This is a genomic window from Streptomyces sp. NPDC050485 (assembly GCF_044458185.1).
GTDB lineage: Bacteria > Actinomycetota > Actinomycetes > Streptomycetales > Streptomycetaceae > Streptomyces.
Window position 1 is genome coordinate 531,478 of the sequence record NZ_JBITHR010000001.1, and the last position, 12,239, is coordinate 543,716.

General features: G+C 70.0%; 10 protein-coding genes and 1 tRNA gene. 8 read left to right on the forward strand and 3 right to left on the reverse strand.

What is annotated here, in order from left to right; translation table 11 throughout:
• Nucleotides 1-135 precede the first annotated feature (135 nt).
• The 4 genes from ACIBK6_RS02310 (at nt 136) to ACIBK6_RS02325 (ending at nt 2,913) form a co-directional block, all read left to right on the forward strand.
• Nucleotides 136-456: a hypothetical protein gene (locus ACIBK6_RS02310; protein ID WP_399048012.1), complete on the forward strand. Its 321-nt coding sequence runs from the start codon at nt 136-138 to the stop codon at nt 454-456.
• A 387-nt stretch (nt 457-843) separates the two neighbouring features.
• On the forward strand, nt 844-2,094 hold the full coding sequence (locus ACIBK6_RS02315) for a helix-turn-helix domain-containing protein (protein WP_399048014.1): 1,251 nt from the start codon (nt 844-846) through the stop codon (nt 2,092-2,094).
• 9 nt (nt 2,095-2,103) lie between these two features.
• Nucleotides 2,104-2,706, forward strand: coding sequence for an oligoribonuclease (gene orn, locus ACIBK6_RS02320; RefSeq protein WP_399048015.1), 603 nt, complete (start codon nt 2,104-2,106; stop codon nt 2,704-2,706).
• Nucleotides 2,707-2,840: 134 nt separating this feature from the next.
• A tRNA-His gene (locus ACIBK6_RS02325) sits at nt 2,841-2,913 on the forward strand.
• A 61-nt stretch (nt 2,914-2,974) separates the two neighbouring features.
• Here ACIBK6_RS02325 and ACIBK6_RS02330 read toward each other — a convergent pair.
• On the reverse strand, nt 2,975-3,988 hold the full coding sequence (locus tag ACIBK6_RS02330; protein ID WP_399048017.1) for a polysaccharide lyase: 1,014 nt from the start codon (nt 3,986-3,988) through the stop codon (nt 2,975-2,977).
• Between the two features lie 239 nt (nt 3,989-4,227).
• Nucleotides 4,228-5,259 carry a LacI family DNA-binding transcriptional regulator gene (locus tag ACIBK6_RS02335; RefSeq protein WP_399048019.1) on the reverse strand — a complete coding sequence of 344 codons (1,032 nt, stop codon included), beginning with the start codon at nt 5,257-5,259 and terminating at the stop codon, nt 4,228-4,230.
• Between the two features lie 251 nt (nt 5,260-5,510).
• Here ACIBK6_RS02335 and ACIBK6_RS02340 point away from each other — a divergent pair, with 251 nt between their 5' ends.
• From ACIBK6_RS02340 to ACIBK6_RS02355, 4 genes are read left to right on the forward strand one after another with little or no spacing between them, the layout of a single operon-like run.
• A complete protein-coding gene (locus ACIBK6_RS02340; protein WP_399048020.1) occupies nt 5,511-6,830 on the forward strand; it encodes an extracellular solute-binding protein in 1,320 nt (439 codons plus the stop codon).
• A 2-nt stretch (nt 6,831-6,832) separates the two neighbouring features.
• Nucleotides 6,833-7,828: a carbohydrate ABC transporter permease gene (locus ACIBK6_RS02345; RefSeq protein ID WP_399048022.1), complete on the forward strand. Its 996-nt coding sequence runs from the start codon at nt 6,833-6,835 to the stop codon at nt 7,826-7,828.
• A complete protein-coding gene (locus ACIBK6_RS02350; RefSeq protein ID WP_399048453.1) occupies nt 7,786-8,667 on the forward strand; it encodes a carbohydrate ABC transporter permease in 882 nt (293 codons plus the stop codon). The genes ACIBK6_RS02345 and ACIBK6_RS02350 overlap by 43 nt, the downstream gene beginning before the upstream one ends.
• 39 nt (nt 8,668-8,706) lie before the next feature.
• The gene (locus tag ACIBK6_RS02355; protein ID WP_399048025.1) at nt 8,707-10,161 is read left to right on the forward strand and encodes a glycoside hydrolase family 1 protein; all 1,455 of its coding nucleotides are present in this window, start codon (nt 8,707-8,709) and stop codon (nt 10,159-10,161) included.
• Nucleotides 10,162-10,271: 110 nt separating this feature from the next.
• On the opposite strand, the gene ACIBK6_RS02360 is transcribed toward ACIBK6_RS02355, so the two are convergent.
• The gene (locus tag ACIBK6_RS02360; RefSeq protein WP_399048026.1) at nt 10,272-12,212 is read right to left on the reverse strand and encodes a glycoside hydrolase family 9 protein; all 1,941 of its coding nucleotides are present in this window, start codon (nt 12,210-12,212) and stop codon (nt 10,272-10,274) included.
• Between the last annotated feature and the right edge of the window lie 27 nt (nt 12,213-12,239).

The following is a 12,239-nucleotide window of genomic DNA, read 5'->3' on the forward strand; positions in this document are numbered from 1 at the left end:
CATCGATCAGGAAGCAGCTTCCCCGTGCCCGCTCCCCCGGTCGCCAGGCTCCCCGCCGCGTCCGCGCCGCCCGGCTCCCGCCATCGCGCACCCGGACCGCCGTCGGCGTCCGAAGCCGTACGTACCAACCGGTCCGTGAACACAGAACCACTTTCGGCCGCGGCCGAACCCGCCGCCGACCCGGCGGGCGAGGTCGTGCGGTGGGCGGCGTTCAGCTGTGTACTCGTGCCGGTCGTGCTCGTCGTGTACGGGGCCTCGTTCGCCGGGGCGGCCGGCTCCGCGCTGGGTCTGACGGCCGTGACCGCGGCGTGCCGACTGCTGCTGCGCCAGTCCGAGCGGGCCGCCGCCCAGGAACGCGCGCGGGGGCCGCTTCCACCGTCCGGGCGGCACGCCCGAGGGGCCCCGGGAGCGCGTCCCGGGGGGCGGCACACGCGGGGCTGTCGACCGGAAGGATGAGGCGTTCGCACGCCTGCACCCATACATTTTCAGCCAACTTCCCCCGGTGGCGGATTCCTTGGCGAAATGGCCTACCAACCCCCTTGCCACCAGGGAGGAAAGGACCATTGGGGCCGCTTGCACCATACGGGTACGGGCCATCCGTATGAGGCGCACTTCCCTGTGGGCCCCCGCGGGTGAAACGCTTCGTGATCGAATGCTTCGCGCCAAGTTGCCTTGTCGACATAGCGCTGGGTGCCGGACTTGTCACGCCGGCGCCACGGGACGCAGTAGATTCGATCATGCGTATCGAAGGCTGGGGACTCGTGCAAAACCGAGGGGAAAAGTGCAGGAGCGACAAGCCCGACAAGAACGGGGAGCCGCGAACACCGAGGGGGGCTTAGCGCCATGAGCCAGGACTCCGCTGCCGCATCACCGGAGACCGCAAAGAAGCTGGCCGGCCGCCGGCGCCGGGAAGTCGTCGCCGTACTGCTGTTCAGCGGCGGCCCCATCTTCGAAAGTTCCATTCCGCTCTCCGTGTTCGGCATCGACCGACAGGATGCGGGAGTTCCGCGCTACCGACTGCTGGTGTGCGCGGGTGAGGAAGGACCTCTGCGGACCACAGGGGGACTCGAACTCACCGCGCCCTACGGTCTGGAGGCGATCAGCAGGGCGGGAACGGTGGTGGTGCCCGCGTGGCGTTCCATCACCTCACCGCCACCGGCCGCGGCGCTCGACGCGCTGCGCCGGGCTCACGAGGAAGGGGCAAGAATCGTCGGTCTGTGCACCGGGGCGTTCGTGCTCGCCGCGGCCGGTCTGCTGGACGGCCGCCCGGCGACGACGCACTGGATGTACGCGCCGACACTGGCCAAACGGTATCCATCAGTACACGTGGACCCGAGGGAGCTCTTCGTCGACGACGGGGACGTCCTCACATCGGCCGGAACGGCGGCCGGAATCGATCTCTGTCTCCACATCGTGCGGACGGACCACGGCAGTGAGGCGGCCGGCGCGCTGGCCCGCCGGCTTGTCGTGCCGCCGCGCCGGAGCGGTGGGCAGGAGCGCTATCTCGACAGGTCTTTACCTGAGGAGATCGGCTCCGACCCGCTGGCCGAGGTCGTCGCCTGGGCGCTGGAGCACCTCCACGAGCAGTTCGACGTGGAGACCCTGGCCGCCCGGGCGTACATGAGCCGCCGCACCTTCGACCGTCGTTTCCGCTCGCTGACCGGATCGGCCCCGCTCCAGTGGCTGATCACCCAGCGGGTCCTGCAGGCCCAGCGCCTGCTGGAGACGTCGGACTACTCGGTGGACGAGGTCGCGGGCCGCTGCGGCTTCCGGTCGCCGGTCGCGCTGCGCGGGCACTTCCGCCGCCAGCTCGGCTCGTCCCCGGCGTCCTACCGGGCGGCGTACCGGGCGAGGCGTCCGCAACCGGACCCGGTGGGAAGTGTCGTCGCGGTGCCGATGCCGGCCGCGCTGCCGGAGACCGCCCTGCCCCAGGCGCTGCCACAGGCCCGGCGGACGGCGGCGGCCAGCGCGGTGGTGGGGCCCACGGCCACCTCGCACGCTCCGCCGGAACCGGGGAAACCCAGCTCCGACCTGTACGCCTCCGGCTACACCGGTGGTCGTCCGAGTCTGCCCGGCCAGCGGAGTGCCCCGTAGGGTGGACACATGAACGACCGCATGGTGTGGATCGACTGCGAGATGACCGGGCTCTCGCTGACGGACGACGCACTTATCGAGGTGGCCGCACTGGTCACCGACTCGGAGCTGAACGTGCTCGGTGAAGGGGTGGACATCGTGATCCGTCCCCCTGACGCCGCGCTGGAGACCATGCCGGAGGTGGTGCGCACCATGCACACCGCCTCCGGGCTCCTCGACGAGCTGGCCGGCGGCACCACGCTGGCGGCCGCCGAGGAGCAGGTCCTCGCGTACGTACGTGAGCACGTCAAGGAGCCGGGCAAGGCGCCGCTGTGCGGAAACTCGGTCGGCACCGACCGCGGCTTCCTGCTGCGGGACATGCCGAGCCTGGAGTCCCACCTCCACTACCGGATCGTGGACGTCTCCTCCGTGAAGGAGCTCGCCCGCCGCTGGTACCCGCGGGCGTACTTCAACAGCCCGGACAAGAACGGCAACCACCGGGCGCTTGCGGACATCCGCGAATCCATCGCGGAGCTCCGCTACTACCGCGAGGCGATCTTCGTCCCGCAGCCGGGCCCGGACTCGGACGCCGCGAAGGCCATCGCGGCAAAGTACGTCCTGCCTGCGGAGTAACGCTTCCGGAGGCGGTCCGGGAGGGTGCCTCGAAACATGTGCGCGAGCACCCTCCCGGACCCTGTACACTTTTTCTCGGCCGGTAGGGAAGCCCCCAGGGACTTCCCAAGACCACAACAGTCCGGTCACGCATGGTGGGTATAGCTCAGCTGGTAGAGCACCTGGTTGTGGTCCAGGATGTCGCGGGTTCGAGTCCCGTTACTCACCCTGAACGAAGAGGGCCTGATCCGTGAAAACGGGTCGGGCCTTCTTCGCGTCCCGGCACCGGTCAGCGCGGGGCGACGGCCGCGTACGTGCCCGGGCCCTCGATGGTGCGTACCGCGTCGTCGTAGACCACGATCGGGCCGGTCGCGGTGGTGTCCTGCTGGTACTTGCTCTTCTTGAACGACTTCCAGTCGGGGTGGTAGATGCCGAGCTTGAAGTACGGGCCGACCTGGGCGCTGTAGTCGATCGGGCCGTTGTAGTCCATCACCTGGTGCCCGGCCTTCCACAGTTGGACCAGGCCCGCGCTGGTGTTGGACCACTTGGCGTGCAGTACGAAGTCCGTCCAGACCCCGGGCGTGATGGCCCCCAGATCGATGGTCTTGTGGCCCGATCCGGGCCCACTGGAGATGCCGCCCTGGGTGTTCCAGTGCAGTTTCATCTGCCAGTGGTCCCCGGCCACCGACAGGGACACCGGGGGACTGCCATCACCGTTTCCCTTGGTCTTGCCGGGGTCGTTCAGGACGGCGTGCCACTGCGCGAGGATGCTGGACTGCGGGTCCTTCTGCCAGTTGGACGGCAGGTAGACACTGAAGCCGTACCAGTCCTCCGAGCCCATCGGCACCGAGCCGCGGGAAACCTCCGAGCGGAAGCTGCCCAGCTGGTGCGGCACCGTCATCTGCAGCGCGTGGCCGCCGTCCCTCGCCGGCGCGCCGGGCGAACTCACCTGCCGGATCTGGCTGTTCGGCTGGGCTTCGAGCGCGGCCAGCGACGTCTGCGCGCGCTGCGGGTCGGTCGTGTCGTTGATGGTCGGGCGCCAGCCGTTGTCGGCGGCCCGCTCGAACCCGTCGGAGAACGCCCCGGCCGGCTCCAGCGGGCCCGGCGTCTTGGGCGCGGTCCCCGTCGACGGTGCCTTCGACCCCTTGTGCTTGTGCTTCTTCCCCTCGGCCGACGCGCTCGCCTTCGAGGAGGGGGTGCCGGTCGAGCCCGAGCCTCCGCACGCCGAAACCGTGAGCACCATGGTCGTGATGGCGGCGACCGCCAGCACCGTCCTGCTGCGATTCCGCACCGTCTGCCTCATCTACCTGCCTCCCTGCGGGCACACCCATGACCCCCGGTACGACGCGTTGCGCTCACAACAGATCTCCGCCAGAGGTCGACGTCCGGGCGGACCGTAGCGGTGGATCTTGTGGCTTCTTTGTGGGACTACGTGGAGCGTCCGTAGGGGCCGTAGGGGCTTCGGTCGTGCTTCCGCGCGGCAGTGGACGCCCTCGCTGACAGGCCCGCCCTCGGCAATGGGGTGCAAGCCTTTGTACGCGGCTACGAAGACGCCCGCACCACGAGCTCCGTAGGCAGCACCAGGCGCGGCCGCACCGGCTGGGGGTTGGTGATCTGCGCCAGGAGCAGCTCCGCCATCGCTCGGCCCATTTCCTCGATCGGCTGGCGCACGCTCGTCAGGGGCGGGTCCATGTGGCGGGCTATCGCCGAGTCGTCGAAGCCGATCAGGGCTATGTCCTCGGGGATGCGGCGGCCGTGTTCGCGCAGGATCTGGCGGGCGCCGGACGCCATGACGTCGGAGGCGGCGAAGACCGCGTCCAGGGCCGGGCAGCGGGCCAGGAGTTCGGTCATCGCGCGGCGGCCGCCCTCCTCGGTGAAGTCGGCCTGCGCGGTCAGTTCGCCGAGGCCGGACCCGGCGAGGGCCGCGCGGTAGCCGTCCAGGCGGCAGCGGGCTCCGTACACGTCGAGCGGTCCCGTGATGGTCGCTATGGCGCGCCGGCCGCGGCCGAGCAGATAGGCGACGGCGGTGCGGGCGCCCCCGAAGTTGTCGGAGTCGACCGAGGGGAGCGGCTCGTCCTCGGAGCGGCGGCCGCTGATCACCACCGGGATGTCGAGTTGTTCCAGGAGCTCGGGGAGCGGGTCGTCCGCGTGGACCGAGACGAGCAGGACGCCGTCCACTCGGTGCGAGGCCAGGTACTGGGCCAGTCTGCGGCGCTCGCGGTCGCCGCCGACCAGGGTGAGCAGGAGCTGCATCTCGGTGTCGGCCAGCGCCGCGCCCACCCCGCGCACGATGTCCGAGAAGTACGGCTCGGCGAAGAAGCGGGCCTCGGGCTCGGGCACGACCAGCGCGATCGCGTCGGTGCGGTTGGCGGCCAGGGCGCGGGCCGCGCGGTTGGGTACGTAGCCGAGTTCCGCGACGGCCGCCTCCACCGCGGCGCGGGTCTCGTCGCTGACCCGCGGCGATCCGTTGATCACCCGGGACACGGTGCCCCGGCCGACCCCGGCCCGGGCCGCCACTTCTTCGAGGGTGGGCCGTCCCGCGCCCCGGCCCCGGACCGTGCGAGCTGCCGCCATGTCTGCCTCCCCAACGCGCCAATCTCCGGTGAACGTAACAGCACGAGGTGATCGGAGAGCGCCAACAACTGTCACTGCGCGGTCCCTTGACACCCCGACAGGTAGCCGCAACCCTTCAAGACATCACGGCTGGGAGCGCTCCCACACTAGAGGACCCCTACACCTTTCGCATACCTTCCGCCCGCGGCGACGCGCCTCAATCGGCTTGGCCCGGACGACAGTTGGAGGAAGCAATGCGCACGCGTACACGCATGAGCAGACGACTGACGGCCTGCGCCGCCGTGGCCGCGCTCGGCACCGGGCTGCTCGTCGGCTGTGCCAGTGACGGCAAGGATCCGGGCGGGGGCTCGACAACGGGAGGCGGGGGCGGGGGCGGTGCGAAGACCACCCTCACCGTCGGCGTCTTCGGCGCCTTCGGACTGAAGGAGGCCGGGCTCTACGACGCGTACATGAAGCTCCACCCGGACATCGAGATCAAGCAGACCTCGATCGAGCGGAACGAGAACTACTACTCGCAGCTCCTGACCCATCTGGGCTCCGGCAGCGGGCTCGCCGACATCCAGGCCGTCGAGGTCGACAACATCGCGGAGATCACCGCGACCCAGGGCGCCAAGCTGGCGGACCTGTCCAAGGCGCCGGGTGTCAGCAAGGCCGACTTCCTGCCGTGGAAGTGGGCGCAGGCCACCACCAAGGACAGCAGGACGGTCGGTCTCGGCACCGACATCGGGCCGCAGGGCATCTGCTACCGCAAGGATCTCTTCGCCAAGGCCGGTCTGCCCACCGACCGAGAAGCCGTGGGCAGGCTGTGGGCGGGCGACTGGAGCAAGTACCTGGAGGTCGGCAAACAGTACAAGGCCAAGGCCCCGGCGGGCAGCGCCTTCGTGGACTCCGCCTCAGGGGTGCTGGCCTCGGTCACCGGGTCGAGCGCCACCCGGTTCTACGACGCCGGCGGCAAGGTCGTCTACAAGACCAACCCCGCCGTGAAGCAGGCCTGGGACACCGCGGCCGCCTTCGCCACCAACGGGCTGACCGCCCGGCTCCAGCAGTTCCAGGCGACCTGGGACCAGGGCTTCGCCAACGCCTCCTTCGCCACCGTCTCCTGCCCGGCGTGGATGCTCGGCTACATCCAGGACAAGGCGGGCGCCTCGGGCAAGGACCAGTGGGACGTGGCCGCCGCGCCCAAGCCCTCCAACTGGGGCGGCTCCTTCCTCGTCGTGCCGTCGGCCGGCGAGCACACGGCGGAGGCGGCCAAGCTCGCGGCCTGGCTGACCGAACCCGCCCAGCAGGCCGTCCTGTTCGAGAAGCGCGGCAGCTTCCCGAGCGCCAAGGCGGCGTACGCACTGCCCTCGGTCGCGAACGCCCAGCACGCCTACTTCGCCAACGCGCCCATCGGCCAGATCTTCGCGAAGGCCGCCGAGGGCACCCCGGTCCAGATCCTCGGCCCGAAGGACCTGATCATCTCGCAGAACCTCGCGGACATCGGCATGCTCCAGGTCGACCAGAAGGGCAAGTCGCCGCAGCAGGGCTGGGACGCCGCGGTGAAGGCGATCGACAACGCGCTGGACCAGTGACGATGGCGAGCGACACCACGGCCGCCGTGCCCTCCCCCGGTCCCGGGCAAGAGGGCACGGCCCCCGCCCGCACCCGTGCCGAGGAGCGGCGCCGCCGCCGCTACCGGCGCGATGTGCGCTGGAGTCCGTACGCGTTCATCGCGCCCTTCTTCGTGTTCTTCGCGGCCTTCGGCCTCTTCCCGCTGCTCTACACCGGCTGGGCCTCGCTGCACCAGGTCGAGCTGACCGCGCCCAACGACATGACGTGGGTGGGGCTGCGCAACTTCTCGCGGCTGATGTCGGACGACTTCTTCTGGAACGCCCTGAAGAACACCGTCACCATCGGGCTCCTGTCCACCGTGCCGCAGCTGCTCATCGCGCTCGGCATCGCGCATCTGCTCAACTACAGGCTGCGCGGCTCGATGTTCTTCCGGGTCGCCGTGCTCACTCCGTACGCGACGAGTGTGGCGGCCGCGACGCTGGTGTTCGTGCTGCTCTTCGGGCGCGACTACGGGATGGTCAACTGGGCGCTCGGCCTGGTGGGTTTCGACCACATCGACTGGCAGAACGGCGGCTTGAGTTCCCAGGTCGCCGTCTCCACCATCGTCATCTGGCGGTGGACCGGCTACAACGCGCTGATCTACCTGGCCGCCATGCAGGCGGTGCCCGCCGATCTGTACGAGTCGGCCGCGCTCGACGGGGCCTCGCGGTGGCAGCAGTTCCTCCATGTGACCGTCCCGTCGCTGCGGCCGACGATCCTGTTCACCGCGGTCGTCTCGACCATCGGCGCGACCCAGCTGTTCGGCGAGCCGCTCCTGTTCAACGGCGCCGCGGGGGCCACCGGCGGCTCGGACCACCAGTTCCAGACGCTGGGCCTCTACCTGTACGAGCAGGGCTGGGTGAATCTGCACCTCGGCCGGGCCTCGGCGATCGCCTGGGCGATGTTCCTGATCCTGCTCCTCATCGGCGCGGTGAACTGGCTCGTTTCCCACACGTTGCGCAAGGGGATGACGAGTTGACCGCCCAGCGTGCCGGACGCCAGCTGCACGGCGGCCGCCTCACCTACGCCGTCCTTACTGTGTTCACCGCCGGATCGCTCTTCCCGCTGATCTGGACGGCGATCGCCGCGTCGCGCACCAACACCCGCCTCGCGCAGACTCCCCCGCCGTTCTGGTTCGGCGGGAACCTGTTCAAGAACCTCCGGATCGCCTGGACCGACGCCAACATGGGCACGGCCCTGCTCAACACCACGATCGTGGCGGGCTCGATCGCCGCGGGCACGGTGTTCTTCTCCACCCTGGCGGGTTTCGCCTTCGCCAAGCTCCGCTTCCGCTTCAAGAACCTGCTGCTGCTCCTGGTGATCGGCACGATGATGGTGCCGCCGCAGCTCAGCGTCGTACCGCTGTACATGCTGATCGCCAAGCTGTCCTGGACCGACCAGCTCCAGGCCGTCATCCTGCCCACCCTGGTCAGCGCGTTCGGGGTGTTCTTCATGCGCCAGTACCTCGTGGAGGCGCTGCCCACCGAACTGGTCGAGGCCGCCCGGGTGGACGGGGCGAGCAGCTGGCGGGTGGTGTGGCACATCGTGTTCCCGGTCGCCCGGCCCGCGATGGCGGTGCTCGGGATGCTCACCTTCGTGATGGCCTGGAACGACTTCTTCTGGCCGATCATCGCGCTGACCCAGAACGGCAGCCCCACCGTCCAGGTCGCCCTCACCGGCCTCGGCCGCGGCTTCATCCCCGACCAGTCGGTCATCATGGCCGGCGCCCTGCTCGGCACGCTGCCGCTGCTGCTCGCGTTCGTCCTGTTCGGGCGGCAGATCGTGGGCGGCATCATGCAGGGCGCGGTCAAGGGCTAGCCCAAGTCCCGTCATCCGTACGCACGTTGGGAGTGCCGTATGTCCGACCGCTTTCCGCCCGGGTTCCTCTGGGGCGCCGCCACCTCCGCCTACCAGATCGAGGGGGCGGCGGGGGAGGACGGCCGCACGCCGTCGATCTGGGACACCTTCAGCCACACCCCGGGCAAGGTCGCCGACGGCGACACCGGCGATCTCGCGGTGGACCACTACCACCGCTGGCGCGAGGACGTCGCGCTGATGGCGGAGCTCGGCCTCACCTCGTACCGCTTCTCCGTCTCCTGGTCGCGGGTGCAGCCCACCGGCCGCGGGCCCGCCGTCCAGCGCGGCCTGGACTTCTACCGGCGCCTGGTGGACGAGCTCCTCGACCACGGGATCGCGCCCGCGCTCACCCTCTACCACTGGGACCTGCCGCAGGAGCTGGAGACTGCGTCTTCTAGCGGCTCCGCCGCGGGCGGCGGCTGGCCGGAGCGGGACACCGCGTACCGCTTCGCGGAGTACGCGGCGCTGGTGGCCGGCGCGCTCGGCGACCGGGTGGAGCGGTGGATCACCCTCAACGAGCCCTGGTGCAGCGCCTTTCTGGGGTACGCCTCCGGGGTCCACGCACCCGGGCGGACCGACCCGGCGGCCGCGCTGCGCGCCGCCCACCACCTCAATCTGGCGCACGGGGAGGCGACCCTCGCCTTGCGCTCCGCGCTCCCGGCCCGCAACCAGATCGCGGTGAGCCTCAACTCCTCGGTGGTCAGGCCGCTTTCGCAGGATCCGGCGGACCTGGCGGCGGTGCGCAGGATCGACGACCTCGCCAACGGCGTCTTCCACGGGCCGATGCTGCACGGCGCCTACCCCCGGGACCTGTTCGCGGACACGGCCTCCGTCACCGACTGGTCGTTCGTGCACGACGGCGATCTGCGGACGATCCACCAGCCGCTCGACGCGCTCGGCCTCAACTACTACACGACCGCCCTGGTGTCGGCGGCCGAGCCGGATCCGGCGGCCGAGCCGGATCCGGCGGGCAGCCGCGCGGACGGCCACGGCGCGAGCGCGCACTCGCCCTGGCCGGGCGCCGCGTCGGTCGCCTTCCACCAGCCGCCGGGCGAGCGGACCGCGATGGGCTGGACCATCGACCCGTCGGGCCTGTACGACCTGCTGCTCCGCTACACCCGCGAGGCACCGGGACTGCCGCTCCTGGTCACCGAGAACGGGGCGGCCTGCGACGACAAGCCAGGCCCGGACGGCAGGGTGCACGACGTGGACCGCATCCGCTATCTGCGCGGCCACCTCGCGATGGTGCGCCAGGCGATCGAGGCGGGTGCGGACGTGCGGGGCTACTACCTCTGGTCGCTGATGGACAACTTCGAGTGGTCGTACGGGTACGGCAAGCGGTTCGGCGCGGTGTACGTGGACTACGAGAGCCTGACGCGCACCCCGAAGTCGAGCGCCCACTGGTACGCCGAACTGGCCCGCACGGGTGAACTGCCCGAATTTCCCGGGGTCTGACGTCGCGGCGGGGTGGGGCGGGGCGGGGCGGCTGACGATGCGGGGCGCGGCCGACCGCTTCGACGCCTGGCCGTTGCGGCCGATGCTCGGGGCCTGGCGCCATCAATCGCTCAGGTCGTCGACAGGACGAAGGCCAGCATCGCGGTGGAGGTGAAGTCGACGGAGGGCTCCACGGTCTGCCAGGCGCCCACGTCATCGAGGAAGCGGGCCTTGCCCCCGTCGAAGTCGGTCCAGGGGACACCGGGGTTCGAGGAGCAGCGTTTCATGGTCGGGAAGGTGTTGAGGTCGGCGAGCTTTTCTGCGGCGTTCGGCCCGTTGACCACAGCGCCGCGCAGGATGTCGCCCTTGCCGTCGAGGCTGCCGCCCAAGTTGGCCAGCTGGTGCTCCGGGCAGTGGGGGTAGATCTCACCTGCGCCGATCATGAAGGTACTGCCCCAGGAGTTGGCGCCCAGCGCCCAGCCGCGCTGTTGTGCACCGAAGGCGTCGTAGTGGTGGTCACCGGTGGCCTTCGTGTAGATCTGCGCGGTGGCGACCAGGCCGAAGGTGTGTGGCACTGAGTCGAAGTCGGTGTACACCGCGCCTGCCCTGAAGGGGTCTTTGGCCGCCCGGCTCACCCCGTCGTCCAACTGCCGACGCAGGTCGCCCTGCAGGTCGGCGGGGGTCACGCTGTCTGCGCCGCCGCTTTCCGCCTTCAGAAGGCCGAGCAGGTCGGCGTGGCCGAGGGCGCTGACGTCACCGACACCGAGGGTGCCTTTGGTGTCGGAGGCGATGTATTCCTTCGCCCAGTGGCCCGCCTGCTGTTGCCAGTTGTGGGCCCGCTCGTCGCCCAGTGTCCTGGCGGCCAGGCTCAACTCGGCGGCGCCGAACTCCATGTCGTCCTGCCAGGAGTCTTCGGGGTAGAAGTTGTGCGGGAACGCGGTGATCAGTTCGCCACTGGGCTTGGTGTCCGCCTGGGCGTATACGGCGGCGGCCTTGTCCAGCCAGGACTTGGCGGCGTCCGGATCACTCCGTGCGCTGTTCTGCGCGGCAAGCGCGAAGACCGCGGCGACTCGGCCGGCCAGATTCGGGCTGATCGGGGCGCCGGGTTCGTTGGCCCGAAAGACCGGCCGGTTCTTGATCAGGTAGTCGGGGTCGCCCGGCTTCACGTCCAGTTTGTCGTCGGCCTCCGGCAACCGCCACACATCGTGATCGGTGCGCACGTTGTCGTTGCCCGCCCCGATGCCGACCTGCGCGTAGAGGGTGCCGGTCTTGCCGTCCCACATCTTGTCCAGCCAGGCCACGCCTTGCCTGGCCTCGTCGGCAAGGCCCGCGGCCTGCGGTGTCGTGCGCAGGGCCAGCAGCAGATCGGCGGTGCTGTAGGCGGTGGTGTGCGTGAACTTCAGGAAGTCACCCGCATCGGACCAGCCTCCTGAGACGTCGATGGGGCCGCCGACCGGCGTCAGCTTGTCGTCCAGTAGCCGGGTGCCGTCGGCGTTGTAGTGCGGGGTGGCATAGACGGTCGCCTGACGGTCCGTCAGATGCGAGGGCCGGCGGTGCAGCACCTGCGGCAGGACATCTGCGCCGTCCCGTTGCGCTTGGAAGAACCGGACGTTGTCCTCGATGAGCGGGGTGAGCAGGTCCTTGGCGGGCGCGATCTTGAACCTCGGGGAACTGCCGGAGGCTGTGCCGGTGAGCTCAAGGCGGTAGCTGCCAGGAGTGTTGACGGCCGACAGGTCTACGGTGTGGACGACCGGGTACTTGCTGTTCCAGGTGCCGGTACGGTTGCCGACCTCGCCGGTGGCCACGGTGGCGCCTTCTTCGTCCACCAACCGGAAACCGGCCCGGCTCAGTGCGGCGTCCGAACCCATCACGAACGCCTGTTTGGTCTCCCCGACGGCGTAGCCGACCTGGTTGACCCGGACTGCCACCGCGGTGCCGGAGCCCGCATCGCCCGAGGTGCCGGCCCCGGTCGCGGGCAGGGCGTAAATGACTGCGGTGGCGCCGATCGCGGCGGCTGCAAACAGTGCGGCGGAGCGCAGGCGCCGCGGAGGGCCAGATGAGAACGTGGACATGGCTTCACCTTGCCTGCCGCTTCATGA